This is a genomic window from Desulfofundulus thermosubterraneus DSM 16057 (genome assembly GCF_900142025.1).
In the GTDB taxonomy this organism is placed as follows: Bacteria; Bacillota; Desulfotomaculia; order Desulfotomaculales; family Desulfovirgulaceae; genus Desulfofundulus; species Desulfofundulus thermosubterraneus.
Genome location: NZ_FQZM01000004.1, coordinates 71,762 through 87,459 on the forward strand (window position 1 = coordinate 71,762; position 15,698 = coordinate 87,459).

The following is a 15,698-nucleotide window of genomic DNA, read 5'->3' on the forward strand; positions in this document are numbered from 1 at the left end:
TAGCCCGTGGCTTTAAACAGAGCGGTATTGCCGGATGCTAACCGGAATTTGGAGCAACTATACGAGGAATTTGTTACCAGGGCCCGGGCCTTGGGAACTGAAGTTTACCGGGTGCCCAATTTGGCTAAAGCCAGTGAACTGGTGGGTAAGCTGGTTCAGGAGATGGGTGTGAGAAAGGTCGCCCTGGCCGAATCACCTCTTGTAACCGCCCTTGACCTGGCTGCAGCAGTAGCCGGGGCCGGAGCGGAAGTCACCGGCGGTAACCCCCGGGAGCGGGCCGGGGCGGCAGACCTGGGTATTTCGTCATTTGAAATGGCCATTGCCGAGACGGGAACACTGGTGCAAGATGCCACTGAGATTAACCGGCGGCTGGTATCCATGCTTCCTCCCGCACACCTGGCCCTGGTATCCACCAACCGGCTGGTGGGTACTTTACAGGAAGCAATCAATAACCTGGCGGCCCGGGGTCAAATCCCCGGTTACCTGGCCTTTGTTTCCGGCCCCAGCCGTACGGCGGATATCGAGCGCGTGCTCACCATTGGTGTGCACGGGCCGGGCAAAGTGGTGGTCATCTTTATTGATGAGGGAGGGAGTGCCGGTGAGTAAGACAGCCCTGCGGCAGGCGACCCGGGAGGCCCTGGCCAATACAAGTGTTTGTTCTGCCCTGGAAAGATTTTCCGATAACTATGTCGTTGCCCGGGAACAGGCTTACCGGCAAAAGGATTTTGAGGGATTGCGCCGGGAAGTAGCCCGGATTAAGCGGGAAGCGGCGGAATGCATGGAAGAACTGGCCGACCAGTTTACCCGGGAGGCTACCCGTCGCGGCGCCACTGTTTTCCGGGCGGCAACCGCCCAGGATGCCCGAGAGTACATTGCCCGGTTGGCCAGGTCCAGGGGCATCAAGACCATCGTCAAGTCCAAGTCCATGGCCAGCGAGGAGATCCACTTAAACGACTATTTAAAGGAGCAGGGTTTGGATGTCGTGGAAACGGATCTGGGTGAGTGGATCATCCAGCTTGCCCGTCAACGGCCTTCCCACATGGTCATGCCGGCCATTCACATGAGCCGGAACGAAGTGGCTGAAATTTTCAGCCGGGAAATTAAAGAGCCGGTGGAACCGGAGATTTCCTCCATGGTCAAGCTGGCCCGCAGGGAGTTACGCAAGAAGTTCTTTTCCTCCTGGATGGGCATTTCCGGTGCGAACATTGCCGTGGCCGAAACGGGTACCATCGTCATGGTCACAAATGAAGGCAACGGGCGTCTGACTACCACCCTGCCCCCGGTGCACGTAATCATCGTCGGCCTGGAAAAACTGGTGCCCCGCTTTACGGACATTGCACCCATACTGGAAGTGCTGCCGCGCAGTGCTACGGCCCAGCACATTACCACCTACGTAACCATGATTACCGGTGCCGTGCCCGCGGTGGACCCCGACGGCAACTACCACGAACAAAAGGAACTGCATATCATACTTATGGATAATGGGCGCACCAGCATGGCCGCCGATCCCGTTTTTAAAGAGGCTCTGCAGTGCGTGCGCTGTGCCGCCTGTTTAAACGTCTGCCCCATTTACCAGCAGGTGGGCGGACTCTTTGGTGATATTTATACCGGGGTTATCGGCACCCTGCTTACTGCCTTTCTCACTGACCCGAAAAGGGCGCAGGTAATACAGTACCTGTGCATCGATTGCGGGCGCTGCCGGGATTACTGTTCGGGCAACATTGACCTGCCTGCCCTGATTGGCGAGCTCAGGCGGCGAACGGTTGAAAGGGAAGGCATGGGCTATGTTGAGAAAGTAATTTTTGAAAAGGTGCTGGTCAATCGAAGGCTATTCCACAGGCTTCTTAAAACGGCTTCCCGGTTGCAGAAACCCTTTGCCAGGGAAGGGAAAATACGACACTTACCCCTCTTCCTGTCCGGTTTAACCGAAGGGCGTACTTTGCCCGCCATTGCCGACATTCCCTTCCGGGATCGGGTTGGTACCCTGCCCCGCCCGGACAAGGCAACCGGTCGCGTAGCTATATTCTCGGGATGCCTGATTGATTTTGTCTACCCCTGTATTGGTGAGTCCGTGGCTAAAGTCCTGGCGGCCCTGGGATTTGAAATGGTTCACCCGGAACAACAGACCTGCTGCGGGTACCCGGCCAAACAGGCCGGTTTGACGAACATTTTTGCCGAACTGGCGCGGCAAAATGTTGCTGCTTTTGCAGGTATAGATGCCGGGCATATCCTTACCGCCTGTCCCACCTGTGCCGAAGCCCTGAAGTTTTTGTATCCGCAACTTCTGGCCGGTGATCCGGTTTGGGGCAAACGGGCCAGGGAACTGGCGGAAAGAGTAACGGATTTTTCCTCCTTTGTGCATGCTCACAGGGAAAAACTAACCCCGTTGCTGGTCCCCCTGCAGCAAAAGGTTACTTATCACGATTCCTGCCACTTAAAGCGCTACCTGCGGGTGGCCGCGGAACCGCGCCAGTTGCTTAAGGATGCCGGGGCGGATCTGGTGGAAATGAATCGTTCGGATGACTGTTGCGGTTTCGGGGGTTCCTATACCATAAAGTTTCCCGAACTCTCAAAATCCATTTTAAATCGCAAGCTGGAGTCTGCACTGGACACTGGCGCAGAAGTGGTGGCCCTGGACTGTCCGGGTTGCCGGATGCAGATTGGCGGTGGCCTGGACCACCGGAACCCGCGAGTACAGGTCATGCATACGGCCGAGATACTGGCCCGGTGCCTTCCCGGTACGGGCCGGGCGTAAAACGGGAAGAAAAATGGAGCGTTTGCCCAGCGGTACAGTCCCCGGAAATCCCGGGGGCTTATGCTTTGGTACTGTAACTCGGCGCGATTTACGCTTCTGGTTTACCAACTCCAACCTTGCCTTCGTTATTTTTGTTTGTGGTAAAATATAGTTAAATTGCAGTACTTTCCCATATAAATTATGGTATAATTAGGGCGGAGGCTGGTTGGGGTGAAAGTAAGGACGGTAAAAGACCTGCAAAAATACGAGCTTGCTGGCATTGGTTTAATTTGTGTGGCCCTTTTGGCTTTGATCAGCCTGGTTAACCCCGCTGTAGGGCTGGTCAGCTGGGGAGTAGAGCGGATGCTGCGGGGAATAGCCGGAGAGGGAAGGTATCTTTTCCCCCTCCTGCTCGCTTTCTGGGGTTTGAGATTGATCCGGGGAAAGGCACCCAGGCGGGAGGCCGGACGGCGTTTGTACGGGGGTGCCCTGCTCTTTGTGGTGGCCCTCACCCTGTTGCACATGCTGGTGCCAGAGGATTACTCCCTGGAGGCCGGTTTGGCCGGGGAGGGGGGTGGCCTGGTGGGGGCGGTTTGTTTTTTGCTTCTGGATCGTTCCTTCGGGTTAACGGGCACCTACATTGTCCTGGCTACTTTAATTTTGATGGGTGTGCTTTTGAGCAGTAACGTTTCTTTGAGTACATTGTTAGCCGGGCTTATGGGTACTCTCAAAGGTTTCTACGAACGCGTTGGTGGTTTTTTATTCACGGAAGCGGAAGAAACAGTGGAAGGGCCCGACCTGAGGCCGGTGATCATTGACCAGAGCGGACCGGAGATAGCGACCAGGGAAGCAGCCACTCCGGAAGCACCCGGTGAAAAACCCGGTAACAGTAATGTGGGCAATACCGTCACGCCCCGGGTTTTGCGCATTGTTCCTTCTCCCGTTTCCCCGCCCGGTGGAACCGCCGGGGAAAAGGAGGTCTCATCCGGCTCTTCACCTTACCAGTTTCCTACCTTAAGTCTGCTTTCCAAGCCGTTACGGCCCAAAAGCATCAAGAATAGCAGGGACATTACCGAAAATATTCGTGTACTGGAAGAAACTCTAAGCAGCTTTGGGGTTAAAGCCAGAGTGGTGCAGGTTTCCCGGGGACCGGCCATTACCCGGTATGAGATCCAGCCTCCGGCGGGGATCAAGGTCAGCCGTATTGTCAGTCTGGCCGATGATATTGCCCTGTCCATGGCAGCGCCGGACGTGCGGATTGAGGCACCCATTCCAGGCAAAGCGGCCGTAGGGATTGAAGTACCCAACCGGGAAATTTCCATGGTCTATTTAAGGGAATTACTGGAAACGTCCGATTTCCAGGAGGCGCCTTCACGGCTTACCGTGGCCCTGGGTAAGGATATCGCCGGCAATCCGGTAGTGGCCGACCTGGCCCGCATGCCCCACCTGCTTATCGCCGGGGCAACCGGTTCCGGAAAAAGTGTCTGCCTGAACACCATCATTGCCAGCATTCTATTTAAGGCTACGCCCGACGAAGTAAAGTTTTTAATTATTGATCCTAAGATGGTGGAACTGGCCACCTACAACGGGATTCCCCACCTTGTATCGCCAGTGGTTACGGACCCCAAAAAGGCGGCCACCTCCCTGCGCTGGGCCGTTAAGGAAATGGAACACCGCTATGAGCTATTTGCCGCGGCCGGGGTAAGAGATATTACCCGTTATAATGATCTTTGCCGCAGCCAGGAGACGGGTACGGGAGTACGGGGGCCACTCCCGTTGATTGTAATCATCATCGATGAACTGGCTGATTTAATGATGGTAGCGCCGGCCGATGTGGAGGACGCGGTTTGCCGCCTGGCCCAGATGGCCCGGGCTGCAGGCATCCACCTGGTAGTGGCCACCCAGCGCCCTTCGGTGGATGTCATAACCGGCCTGATCAAAGCCAATATTCCATCCCGGATTTCTTTTGCCGTGTCTTCCCAGATTGATTCCCGCACCATCCTGGACATGGCAGGGGCGGAAAAGCTTCTGGGAAAGGGGGACATGCTCTTTTTCCCGGTAGGGGCGCCGAAACCCATCCGGGTCCAGGGTGCCTATCTCTCGGATCAAGAGGTAGAAGCGCTTGTTTCTTTTCTAAAGAAACAGGCTGGCCCCCACTTTGAAGCACAGGTTGTCTCAGAGGAAGGCCATGGGGAACAGGAGGAGGAACTGGAAGATGAGCTGTTGCCCCGGGCCGTAGAAATTTTCATTGAAACGGGTCACGCATCCATTTCCCTCTTGCAAAGGCGCCTCCGGGTAGGGTACGCCCGGGCGGCCCGGCTTATGGACATTATGGAAAGGAAGGGCATTGTGGGAGGGTACGAGGGCAGTAAGCCCCGGTCTGTGCTCATAACCTTGGAGCAGTTCAAGCAGACATTCAAAAAAAGGTAAATTAAAAATGCGTGTTTTGAAAGGAAACCGGAGTTAAGTGTAGAAAAAGAGTGTGTGGATTTGCGCCAAAGACACGCCCGGAATAGCAAAAAATGCGGAGGAAAGTATATTAGGGAAAAGTATATGATAGTGGCCAGTGCAATACTAAGGTGACATTATGATTAAAGAAATCGACGTTACTGAAGCCCTGTCTTTAACAGATGTTCTGGTAGTGGATGTGCGTTCGGAAGGCGAGTACGGCGAAGCAACCATCCCGGGGGCAGTAAATGTTCCCCTGCTGGACAATGTGGAACGGGCGCTGGTCGGTACTGTCTATAAGGAAAAAGGGCCGGCGCAGGCCCGGAAATTGGGTCTGGAGCTGGTTTCTCCCCGTCTTCCCCGCTGGGTGGAGGCTGTAGAACGCCTGGCCCGAGGCAGACGGCTAGTCCTCTTTTGCTGGCGGGGAGGACTGCGCAGTCATTTTGCCGCGGCCGTCCTTGATGTCATGGGCTTTACCGTATACCGCATCCTGGGTGGTTATAAGGCCTACCGCCGCTTTGTCAACTCCTATCTGGGAGTAGATGAACTGCCTTTAAGGGCAGTGGTAATTCATGGATTGACGGGGGTGGGCAAAACTTCTTTGCTTCGCTGCCTGGCGGAAGAGGGTTTGCCCGTGTTAGATCTGGAGGGCCTGGCCCGGCACCGGGGTTCGGTTTACGGCAAGATCGGCTTGCCCCCTTCCCCCAGCCAGAAAATGTTCGAGGGTCTTATTGTCCGGGACTTAATGGCGGCAGAGGAAAAAGGGGTATTTGTTGTTGAATGTGAAAGCCGCCGCCTGGGCAATCTGCTGGTCCCGGCGGTGGTGTTAAGGGCGATGGGAAAAGGGTACCGGGTACTGCTCTATGATTCCCTGGATAACCGTGTAAGGCGTATCCGCCAGGAATATACCAGTGGTCCTCAGCAAAACATTACCGCTTTGCAAGAGGCCACCTCTGCCCTGGCAAAGTATCTGGGAGCACGCCGCGTGGCGGAGCTGAACCAGTTGCTGGCCCGGGGGGAATTTGACCAGGTTTTTTCCTATCTTTTGACCAAATATTACGATCCTCTCTACGGATATCCAGGTGAGCCCAGCCCGGATTATGACCTTTGTGTGAACACGGCTGATATGGGCAAGGCAGTTAACCGGGTTAGGGAGTGGATTACAGGCCTGCCCGAATATGGTCGGGTAGAGGGAGGTGAACCCGGTGGATATAGGAAACGTGCTACGGGAAGCTCGCCAGGCCCGGGGGGTGTCCCTGGAGCAGGTTGAGGAAGAAACGAAGATCCGCCGCAAATACCTGGAGGCACTGGAGGAGGAAGCCTTTGATGTCCTGCCCGGACGGGTTTATGTACGGGGTTTTCTCCGGAATTACGCCAGGTTTTTGGGGCTGGATGCCGAGGCCCTGGTGGCCCGGTTTGAGGAAATGTTACCTCTGGAGGAGACACAGCCTGTCACGCAGCCGCTTGCCGGAGTCGAGAAAAAACTGCGCCTGGGCTGGCCCTTTGGCCGACTCGCTTATGTGGCAACGGGGTTGCTCCTGGCTGTCCTGCTCTTATGGGGTAGCGGGTGGCTCTTTGGCCTTACCCGGCATACGGCTTATGATGATCAGGGAAGGGGGCAGCCGGGTGTGTCCCAGGATAGACACGCCGGTACACCCGACAGGTCGTTTCCGGAGAACAGCGGCCATACGCAAAACGCACCAACCTCAACCGGGACGGAGAACCGTTCGCCGGAAGGGATTCACCTGGTACTCAATGTAACTGACGAAACCTGCTGGATGCGGGTAGTGGTTGATGGTAAGACCATGTTTACCGGCGAGGTGGCAGCCAATCAATCCAAGTCCTTCCAGGCCAAGGAACACATCTGGGTTAAGCTGGGTAACGCCGGTGTGGTCAATGTACGGGTAAATGGCCGGGACCTGGGGGTGCTGGGCGATCGGGGACAGGTGGTGAGCCGGGAGTTTTCCGCCTCTACCCAGGGATAAGGAGGGCTTGTGATGGGTTCCTTTATCTGTGATTCCTGTGGTCGAGAAGTCGGCCTGTATGACGGCATTCTTTCCTGGTACCGGGAAGGGCGGGAGCTGGGCAATTTTGCCATTACCCATCGCCCCTGCCAGTACTGTTTGGGGCAGCCAAACAACAACGTGTATCGTGATCTTTTCCGGGTGGCTTCTGTAAAGGGTTATCTCGCCTTTGTGCAGTACCTGATCACCCGTTGGAGTGAGGGTTACATTCTTAAGGATTTCCCTTCCTTACAAAAAACTATTGCTCAAATCAACTCCCATATCCACGAAGGAATAGCAAACTTGCTGGGCGAATAACCCCGGTTTTTTGTCCGGGCGGCCCTCGCGGGCCGCGCCTTTTTTTGACAGGGCCGTTTTTTTTGAGTTATACTTAACCTGGGTTGGTGAGATAGGGAAAATGTCGTGCCGCGTTGGTATGGTCAGTCTGGGTTGTGCGAAAAACCTGGTGGATACGGAACTAATGTTGGGGCAGCTGGATGCGGCCGGATTTATCATCACCCCCCGTCCCGAAGAGGCGGATGTCCTGATCGTAAATACCTGCGGTTTTATTACCCCCGCTAAGGAAGAATCCATCGACCAGATCCTGGATCTGGCACAGTACAAAAAAAGCGGGCGCTGCCGAGTGCTCCTGGTGACCGGTTGCCTGGCCCAGCGTTACCCCAGGGAATTGCTGGATGAAATGCCCGAAATCGACGGTGTTTTAGGTGCCGGAATGGTCAACCGGGTGGTGGACGTGGTCCGGCGGGCTCTGGCCGGGGAGCGGGTTTTAGCCGTAGGGGAGCCCGGTTTTGATTATGATGCCGGCCTGCCCCGGATTAGAACCACGGGGGAGCATACGGCCTATGTAAAAATTGCCGAAGGCTGCAGCAACTGCTGTACTTACTGCGCCATCCCCTCCATCCGGGGTCCTTATCGCAGCCGCACCCTGGAATCCATCCGGCAAGAGGTGGAAGCCCTGGCCGCTGGGGGGGTTAAAGAGGTTATCCTGGTGGCCCAGGATACTACTCGCTATGGTCTTGATCTTTACGGGGAGCGGAAGCTGGCCCCGCTATTGCGTTCCTTGAACGGGATATCCGGCATACGTTGGATCCGCGTGCTTTACGGCCATCCCGACGGGATTACCGATGAGTTGATCGATGTTTTTTCATCTTGCGATAAAATCTGCCGTTATATCGATTTGCCCCTGCAGCACGCCAGTCCGGCAGTGCTCGCCCGCATGGGGCGGGGCGGTAGTGCCTCCAGGCTGCGGGAGCTCGTCCATAAACTGCGCCGGGCTATTCCCGGATTAACCCTGCGCACTACTTTCATGGTTGGTTTTCCGGGAGAAAAGGAAGAAGACTTTCAACAGCTGCTTGACTTTATGCGCGAAATGCGTTTTGAAAGGGCGGGAGTATTTAAATTCTGTGCCGAGGAAGGTACGCCGGCTGCTGTCATGACCGGTCAAGTGCCGGAAGAAGTTAAAGAAGAGCGCTACCACAGGGCTATGGCTTTGCAACAGCAAATATCCCTGGAGCATAACCGTTCTATGGTGGGTAGCCTCGTGAGCGTTCTGGTGGAAGGGAAAAAGGGCAGCCATTATTTTGGCCGTACCGAGGCCGACGCCCCCGAAATAGACGGCCGGGTGTACTTTACCGCCGGCCGTGTAACTCCAAGCCCGGGTGATTTTGTGCTGGTAAAGATTACCCTGGCCCGTGAGTACGACTTGATGGGGGAGCTCGCATGAATTTGCCCAACCGTTTAACCCTGGCCAGGATTTTTTTGATTCCTATTTTTATAACGGTGGTATCTCTCCAGGTGCCCTACGGGGATTATGTGGCTGCTATCGTTTTTATTTTAGCCGCGAGCACCGATGGTTTGGACGGGTACCTTGCCAGAAAACGCCAGCTGGTTACCCGGTTGGGCAAGCTAATGGATCCCCTGGCGGACAAGCTTTTGGTTTCCAGTGCCTTGATTTCCCTGGTTGAACTGCACCGTTTGCCCGGTTGGGTGGCCATGATTATTATCGGGCGGGAATTTGCCATTACGGGATTGCGCTCCTTGATGGCCGCCGAGGGCACCGTTCTCGGGGCCAGCATCCTGGGTAAGTTCAAGACCATCACTCAGATTGTAGCTATTGTAGCCCTCCTTTTACAGGATTCTCCCTTCAACGTTGTTCGCTTAACCCCCGGGAATCTGGCCATGTGGGTAGCTATTGCCTTTACCATCTGGTCGGGGTTGGACTACCTTAACCGGGGCTGGAGTGTCCTGAAAAAAGGCGGTTTTTAGCCGGATTTTTCCTGACATACGTAACCTTTCTTTTGTGTTATATTTACACTGAAACTCATTGAAGGGATCGGATATATGCAGTGGTATGGGTGGCGTATTCCAATTATCCTGGCAGCGCTGCTGGTTGGCCTTTCCTTTTTCTTTGCCGTCCAATGGCTCTATGACCGTTACAACTATCAGGAGCCCCTGTCCAGGGTTCTGGAGGCCGATGGGGCGGTCCAAACCTTTTCCATCGAAAAACAGGATGGGGTATTTATAATTACCGTGCGGTTAAAGGATACGGTTGACCTGGGTGAAACCTACCGGAGGTTGAAGAAATCGATCCAGGGTGTGCTGGGTCGCCACCCCTTTACCCTGGAATTAAAGGATAACCGGGATCAGGAGCTAAAAAAAGCTTTTTATTATAGCCAGTTTGCCCTTTATGAGGCCCAGATACGGGGCAATTACCGGGAGATGGTGCGTTACATTGAAGACCGCGCAGCGTCAGTAGGGGCGGAAACCGTTATTTCCCTCGATGAGGAAAATATATACGTGCACATGAAACACCGGGACCGCCATCTTTATGCAGTGATCCCCCGCAGGGCCGCTTTGAACCCGGAAGCCGCCGGTGCACCCCGGTAGGGAGTGGTTTGTCACATCCTCTCCAACTGTGGCATAGATTACCTGGCCGGTCTTTACCTTATCTGTGATATAATAAAAATGTTCTGACCAAGAAACTTGCCGGTTGATCAGCTAACTGAAGGGAAGGTATTTCATGTTGAAGGAAATTGGCCTGGGTTTGGTTCTGGCCGGTATCCTTTTCCTGCTCATTAACGGCCATGATGTAACTCCCCTGATCTTTGTGGGTGCGGCCGGGGCAGGTTTATATTATGTGGCCCGGTCCCGCGGCTTGCTGACCCGCAACTTTGCAGGCGAACAGGTGATTTCCCGGCAAGAGGTTTCCTTTGCCGATATCGGCGGTCAGGCGGCGGCCATTCAGGAGTTGCGCGAGGCCCTTGATTTTATTAAAAACTATCACCATATTCAGAAGCTGGGCATCAGGCCTTTAAAGGGTATATTGTTGACGGGGCCGCCCGGCACGGGAAAAACCCTGCTGGCCCGGGCAGCGGCCAGCTATACAGATGCCGCCTTTGTGGCCTGCAGCGGTTCGGAATTTATCGAAATGTATGCGGGGGTGGGCGCCCAGCGGGTAAGGCGCCTTTTTCAGACGGCCCGGGAAAGCGCGTTGAGGCAGGGCAAGAAGCATGCCCTGATCTTTATTGACGAGATCGATATTCTCGGAGCAAAGCGCGGCCAAACCACCAGCCACCACGAATATGATCAGACTCTCAACCAGTTGCTGGTGGAGATGGATGGCCTGAAGGTGGATGATAAGGTGCAGGTGCTGGTGGTGGCGGCTACCAACCGGGTGGATATGCTGGACCCTGCTCTGCTGAGGCCCGGCCGCTTTGACCGCCAGGTAAGGGTGGAACTGCCGGACAAGCAGGGAAGATTGGAAATTCTGAAGCTGCACACCAAAAATAAACCCCTGGCAACAGATGTTTCCCTGGAGGATCTGGCCAAGGAAACCTTCGGTTTCAGCGGTGCCCACCTGGAGAGCCTGGCCAATGAGGCAGCCATTCTGGCCATGCGCGAGGGTTGTGAAGTCATCCACCAGCGGCATTTCCACGAAGCGGTGGATAAGGTTATGATGGGCGACCGGCTGGATCGTAGGCCCGCCCCGGCCGAGTTGAGGCGGGTGGCCATCCACGAAACCGGTCATGCCCTCTTGAGCGAGTTGGTAAGAAGTGGTTCCGTATCCACCCTGACCATAACTCCCCGGGGGCAAGCCCTGGGTTACATGCGCCAGATTCCTGAAGACGACACCTATTTGTATACCAGAGATTACCTGGAGAATCAGATTGCTGTCATGCTGGCTGGAGCGGTGGCCGAGGAACTGATCCTGGGCAATCGCAGTACCGGCGCCGGCAACGATTTCCGGGAGGCCACCCGCGTGGCGGAGCAAATTATTAGAAACGGCATGTCCCGTCTGGGTGTGGTTGATGTGGATAGTCTCCCCGGCGGCTTGCGTTACCGGGTGCTTACGGAAATCTTACGGTCCCAGGAGGAACGGGTGCGTTCCTACCTGAGTGAAAAGCGGAGTGTCCTGGAACGGGTGGCTCAGTTGCTTTTAGAACAGGAAAAGGTTACCGGCGAGGAGTTCCGTAGTTTGATCAACCAGCCGGCTGCATAACAGGGGAGGTAAATATTCAGTAAAATCGGTATAATGAGGATGCGGTGCTGTCGGCGCGGAGCACTGGAGTGAGCGGGGACAGCGCCGCATCCAACCGGGTTCACCGAATATTTACCAGGGGAGACAAAGGGGCAAATTTGATGGAGGGGAGGTCGCCTTCTGACCTCCCCGTACTACATTTTTCCGGGTCCGGCAGGGTTTCGAGAGGTCCTGGCGAAAAGATAAATGAAGGGGAGGCAAGCAGGAAGAGGAAAGAGCAAGGAAGTGAACAGATGCAGGCCGAGCTAATTTTCACCGGTACCGAATTGCTTTTAGGAGAGGTCTTGAATACCCATGCCCAGTACCTGGGCCGGCAAATGGCGGCCTATGGGATTGAGGTTATCCTGCACACCACCGTGGGTGATAACTGGGACCGGTTGGCCGAGGTCTTTGAAGCCGCCCTGAAAAGGGCGGATCTAATCATTATTACTGGCGGTCTGGGTTCCACCACCGATGACCTGACCAAGGATACAGTTGCCCGGGTGCTGGGGTTGCCCATGCTACTCGATGAGCCGACACTGCAGTGGCTCCGGGAGTTCATGGCCCGGCGGGGGGCATCCTTGTCCGAAAGTATGGCCAGACAGGCCTACTTCCCCGCAGGGGCCAAAGTGTTGCCCAATCCTGCAGGCACCGCCCCGGGGGCCCTGCTGGAACACCAGGGCAAGGTAGTTATCCTTCTTCCCGGTCCGCCGCGGGAACTAAAGGCCATGTTTGAGGCTTCGGTGGTTCCCTACCTGGCTTCCCTGAGCAACCCGGGGATGGTTACCCGCACCAGATTGCTCAAGGTGACCGGTATCTCCGAATCGGAGGTTCAGGAGCTGATCGGCGACCTGGGGGGACAGGGCAACCCCGGAATAGCTTACCTGGCCAAGCCCGGCGAAGTACATGTGCGCATCAGCGCTCAGGCCGCCAACGGTGCTGTCGCTGACCAAATGATCAGCGGGTTGCTAGAGAAGGTGCGGGAACGGTTGGCTGGTTACCTTTTTGGGATGGATGACGACGTTCTGGAGGAGGTGGTGGGACGGTTGCTGGCTCAAAAGGGCTTGACCTGCGCCCTGGCGGAATCCTGTACCGGTGGATTGGTGGCCGCCCGCTTAACCTCTATACCCGGCAGTTCCGCATATTTTTGGGGCAGCATCGTAGCTTACGATAACCGGGTGAAGGAAAAAGTCCTGGGTGTTCCGGCTGAGACTCTTGAAGTCCACGGTGCCGTAAGCCGGCAAACTGCCGTAGCCATGGCTGAAGGAGTAAGATCTCTTACCGGGACACATTTGGGGCTGTCCATTACGGGTATTGCCGGGCCTGGCGGGGGTACCCCGGCCAAACCGGTGGGTCTGACGTATATCGCCCTGGCTGCCGCTGACGGTACCAGCTGCCGGGAATTTCACTTTCCCGGCCACCGTCAGGCGGTAAGACAGGGGGCGGCCAATGCCGCCCTGAACATGATCCGCCTGTATTTACTGGACCGGCCCTAGCCCAGGGCATTGAAAAGGGCCATGGAGGCCACGCCTGTCAGCAGGGTGAAAAGTAAGCTTCTGGTTTTGACGGCTACCAGAAAGGTGGGGATGGCGGCCAGGAGGTTCTTGTTCTCCAGTGTTAGTGCCGGCACCCCCCCGTTGAGAAATATTTCCGGGGCAACCAGGGCCGCTAGTACGGCTACCGGTACGTAACCCAGCCACCTGGCCCAGAGCGAAGGGATCCGGACCCGGCTTAAAAGTAAGAGCGGGGTCACTCGAAACAGGTAGTTTAACGCGGCGATACCGAGGATGATCGCCCAGACGGTTTGTTCCATTTTTCCATCAACACCCCCACTGTAGCGGCCAGGATAGTGGCCACAATGATATTCCATCCGCCGCTGATCATGGTGGCCACCACGACCGAAACCAACCCGGCCAGGCAGGCTACCATGATGGTGATATTATTTTTCAACTGTATGATTAACAGGCTGATGAACATAGCCGTGAGGGCAAAGTTAAGCCCCCAGCGGGCGGTAGCGCCCAGCAGCGTGCCCAGTATTCCACCCGCCGCACTACCTCCCACCCAGGCCAGGTGGGCGGTGACGAACAAACCGGTGAGGTACCACCGGTTTGGGGGCTTTTCGCCCACCCGGCCTAAAGCCACGGCGTAAGTTTCATCGGTGATCCCGTGGGCCAGGAAAGAGAGCGCGGGGGCAGTCATACGGGAAAGATGGGGTGCCAGGGAGGCGCTTAAGAGTATCAGACGGGAATTGACCAGCATAACTGTGGCCATAATGCCGGCCGGGGCCGCCCCGGCGCCCAGCATGCCCACGGCTATAAACTGGGCCGAGCCGGAATAGATCATTAAAGACATGGACAGCACCTGACCAAGGGAAAGGTTGCTGGAGCGGGCCAGCACTCCGAAGGTCATAGCCAGGGGGAGGTAGCCCAGCACAATAGGCAGGGCGTCTTTGACCCCCCTCAGGAAATGTCTTTTGTTCATTTTTTACCTGTCCTCTCCTTTCCGCACGATTATAATAATAATCCATCACGTTAGTTTTGACCAGGCCTTTATGGCCGGGCCCGCGGGTACTTACTTTTTTAAGGTGGTGTTGGGAATGTCCAATGAGAGATTAAAGGTCCTGGAAGCGACCTTAAGTAAGATTGAGCAGAATTTCGGTAAAGGGGCCATCATGAGACTGGGCGAGACCGCCAGGCTCAACGTGGAGGTGATTCCCACCGGTGCCCTGTCCCTGGATATTGCCCTGGGGGTGGGTGGGGTGCCCCGGGGCCGGGTGGTGGAAATCTTCGGCCCGGAGTCTTCGGGTAAGACTACCGTAGCCCTGCACATCATCGCCGAAGCCCAGAAAGCCGGCGGCATAGCAGCTTTTATTGATGCGGAACACGCCCTGGATCCGGTTTACGCCAAAAACCTGGGGGTGGATATTGAAAATCTGCTGGTGTCCCAGCCCGATACCGGCGAGCAGGCCCTGGAGATCTGTGAGGCGCTGGTACGGAGTGGTGCTATCGACGTGGTGGTCATCGACTCGGTGGCGGCCCTGGTGCCAAAGGCGGAAATTGAAGGGGAAATGGGCGAGCTCCAGGTCGGCCTGCAGGCCCGCCTGATGTCCCAGGCCCTGCGCAAACTAACCGGTGCCATCAGTAAATCCCGTACCACGGCCATTTTTATCAACCAGTTACGGGAAAAGGTGGGCGTGATGTTTGGCAATCCTGAGACCACACCTGGCGGCAGGGCGCTAAAGTTTTACGCTTCCGTACGCCTGGAGGTGCGCAAGCTGGAAGCATTAAAGCAGGGTTCAGATATCATTGGCTGCCGGACCCGGGTGAAGGTAGTCAAAAATAAGCTGGCTCCGCCCTTCAAACAAGCAGATTTTGATATCATGTACGGTATGGGGATTTCCAGGGAGGGGACGCTTTTGGATCTGGCCACGGAGATGAAGATAGTCACCAAAAGCGGCACCTGGTATTCTTACGGAGAGGAACGGCTGGGACAGGGCCGGGAGAATGTGAAGGAATATTTGCGGGATCACCCTGAGGTAGCCCGGGAAATTGAGCAAAAAATCCGTCAGCAACTGCAGATGGGCGGCATTAAGATGCCTTCAGCAGGGGATCAACCCACGGGAGAGTAATATTTGAACCGCCGGGATGTTAACAGCAAGTTATGTTGCCCGTTGCCAGTGAGGGTTCAACCTTGACATTCTCTAATAAAAAATATAGAATTAACGTTGGGAGAAAATAGAATTGGTTACTACTGGTACGGGTTTGAAATAGATACAACCTTCTCAAAGGGGAAGGACATAACCTCAAGAATAACCTCTAAAAAAGAGGTTTAAGGGGTTTTTCTGCCCGTGACCGAAAACAAAAAGTAGTACCGATTCTTTTTCTACCGAGTTTGACTCGGTCTTTTTTTTGTATACCTGTAGCATCCCGGCAGGCCCGGTAGGCTAAAAAGCTGGGGATGCCTGCAGGGAGCATGC

Annotated in this window: 14 protein-coding genes; 12 read left to right on the forward strand and 2 right to left on the reverse strand. The window is 55.6% G+C overall.

Going from position 1 to position 15,698, the window contains the following annotated elements:
• The first annotated feature begins 6 nt into the window (after positions 1 to 6).
• The 11 genes from BUA65_RS01670 to BUA65_RS01720 all read left to right on the forward strand — a co-directional run bounded on the left by BUA65_RS01670 (position 7) and on the right by BUA65_RS01720 (position 13,218).
• A complete protein-coding gene (locus tag BUA65_RS01670; RefSeq protein ID WP_072867030.1) occupies positions 7 to 606 on the forward strand; it encodes a LutC/YkgG family protein in 600 nt (199 codons plus the stop codon).
• Positions 599 to 2,755 (forward strand): L-lactate dehydrogenase (quinone) large subunit LdhH, encoded by a 2,157-nt coding sequence (gene ldhH / locus BUA65_RS01675; RefSeq protein WP_072867031.1) that lies wholly within the window; start codon positions 599 to 601, stop codon positions 2,753 to 2,755. Before BUA65_RS01670 ends, ldhH begins: the two co-directional genes overlap by 8 nt.
• A gap of 210 nt (positions 2,756 to 2,965) precedes the next feature.
• Positions 2,966 to 5,164, forward strand: coding sequence for an FtsK/SpoIIIE family DNA translocase (locus BUA65_RS01680; RefSeq protein WP_072867032.1), 2,199 nt, complete (start codon positions 2,966 to 2,968; stop codon positions 5,162 to 5,164).
• Positions 5,165 to 5,321: 157 nt separating this feature from the next.
• A complete protein-coding gene (mnmH, locus tag BUA65_RS01685) occupies positions 5,322 to 6,452 on the forward strand; it encodes a tRNA 2-selenouridine(34) synthase MnmH (RefSeq protein ID WP_072867033.1) in 1,131 nt (376 codons plus the stop codon).
• The gene (locus BUA65_RS01690; RefSeq protein WP_072867034.1) at positions 6,388 to 7,167 is read left to right on the forward strand and encodes a helix-turn-helix domain-containing protein; all 780 of its coding nucleotides are present in this window, start codon (positions 6,388 to 6,390) and stop codon (positions 7,165 to 7,167) included. The genes mnmH and BUA65_RS01690 overlap by 65 nt, the downstream gene beginning before the upstream one ends.
• 12 nt (positions 7,168 to 7,179) lie before the next feature.
• Positions 7,180 to 7,503 carry a hypothetical protein gene (locus BUA65_RS01695; protein WP_072867035.1) on the forward strand — a complete coding sequence of 108 codons (324 nt, stop codon included), beginning with the start codon at positions 7,180 to 7,182 and terminating at the stop codon, positions 7,501 to 7,503.
• A 100-nt stretch (positions 7,504 to 7,603) separates the two neighbouring features.
• The gene (rimO, locus tag BUA65_RS01700) at positions 7,604 to 8,929 is read left to right on the forward strand and encodes a 30S ribosomal protein S12 methylthiotransferase RimO (RefSeq protein ID WP_072867089.1); all 1,326 of its coding nucleotides are present in this window, start codon (positions 7,604 to 7,606) and stop codon (positions 8,927 to 8,929) included.
• Positions 8,926 to 9,471, forward strand: coding sequence for a CDP-diacylglycerol--glycerol-3-phosphate 3-phosphatidyltransferase (gene pgsA / locus BUA65_RS01705; RefSeq protein ID WP_072867036.1), 546 nt, complete (start codon positions 8,926 to 8,928; stop codon positions 9,469 to 9,471). The genes rimO and pgsA overlap by 4 nt, the downstream gene beginning before the upstream one ends.
• A 75-nt stretch (positions 9,472 to 9,546) precedes the next feature.
• Complete coding sequence (locus BUA65_RS01710; RefSeq protein WP_072867037.1) at positions 9,547 to 10,092, forward strand: hypothetical protein; 546 nt, start codon at positions 9,547 to 9,549, stop codon at positions 10,090 to 10,092.
• Positions 10,093 to 10,225: 133 nt separating this feature from the next.
• The gene (locus BUA65_RS01715) at positions 10,226 to 11,704 is read left to right on the forward strand and encodes an AAA family ATPase (protein ID WP_072867038.1); all 1,479 of its coding nucleotides are present in this window, start codon (positions 10,226 to 10,228) and stop codon (positions 11,702 to 11,704) included.
• A 272-nt stretch (positions 11,705 to 11,976) separates the two neighbouring features.
• Positions 11,977 to 13,218: a competence/damage-inducible protein A gene (locus BUA65_RS01720; RefSeq protein ID WP_072867039.1), complete on the forward strand. Its 1,242-nt coding sequence runs from the start codon at positions 11,977 to 11,979 to the stop codon at positions 13,216 to 13,218.
• Here BUA65_RS01720 and BUA65_RS01725 read toward each other — a convergent pair.
• Both BUA65_RS01725 and BUA65_RS01730 read right to left on the reverse strand, forming a co-directional pair.
• Positions 13,215 to 13,535: an AzlD domain-containing protein gene (locus BUA65_RS01725; RefSeq protein WP_072867040.1), complete on the reverse strand. Its 321-nt coding sequence runs from the start codon at positions 13,533 to 13,535 to the stop codon at positions 13,215 to 13,217. The genes BUA65_RS01720 and BUA65_RS01725 overlap by 4 nt on opposite strands.
• Entirely contained in the window at positions 13,490 to 14,203 is a 714-nt protein-coding gene (locus BUA65_RS01730) for an AzlC family ABC transporter permease (RefSeq protein ID WP_072867041.1), read from the reverse strand. The genes BUA65_RS01725 and BUA65_RS01730 overlap by 46 nt, the downstream gene beginning before the upstream one ends.
• Before the next feature lie 115 nt (positions 14,204 to 14,318).
• On the opposite strand from BUA65_RS01730, the gene recA reads away from it, so the two are divergent.
• A complete protein-coding gene (gene recA / locus BUA65_RS01735) occupies positions 14,319 to 15,350 on the forward strand; it encodes a recombinase RecA (RefSeq protein WP_072867090.1) in 1,032 nt (343 codons plus the stop codon).
• The last annotated feature ends 348 nt before the right edge of the window (positions 15,351 to 15,698 follow it).

Coding starts and splice junctions, on each gene's coding strand:
- mnmH (WP_072867033.1), top strand. CDS start 5,322: ATGATTAAAGAAATCGACGTTACTGAAGCCCTGTCTTTAACAGATGTT.
- BUA65_RS01695 (WP_072867035.1), top strand. CDS start 7,180: ATGGGTTCCTTTATCTGTGATTCCTGTGGTCGAGAAGTCGGCCTGTAT.
- rimO (WP_072867089.1), top strand. CDS start 7,604: ATGTCGTGCCGCGTTGGTATGGTCAGTCTGGGTTGTGCGAAAAACCTG.
- pgsA (WP_072867036.1), top strand. CDS start 8,926: ATGAATTTGCCCAACCGTTTAACCCTGGCCAGGATTTTTTTGATTCCT.
- BUA65_RS01710 (WP_072867037.1), top strand. CDS start 9,547: ATGCAGTGGTATGGGTGGCGTATTCCAATTATCCTGGCAGCGCTGCTG.
- BUA65_RS01715 (WP_072867038.1), top strand. CDS start 10,226: ATGTTGAAGGAAATTGGCCTGGGTTTGGTTCTGGCCGGTATCCTTTTC.
- BUA65_RS01720 (WP_072867039.1), top strand. CDS start 11,977: ATGCAGGCCGAGCTAATTTTCACCGGTACCGAATTGCTTTTAGGAGAG.
- BUA65_RS01725 (WP_072867040.1), bottom strand. CDS start 13,535: ATGGAACAAACCGTCTGGGCGATCATCCTCGGTATCGCCGCGTTAAAC.
- BUA65_RS01730 (WP_072867041.1), bottom strand. CDS start 14,203: ATGAACAAAAGACATTTCCTGAGGGGGGTCAAAGACGCCCTGCCTATT.
- recA (WP_072867090.1), top strand. CDS start 14,319: ATGTCCAATGAGAGATTAAAGGTCCTGGAAGCGACCTTAAGTAAGATT.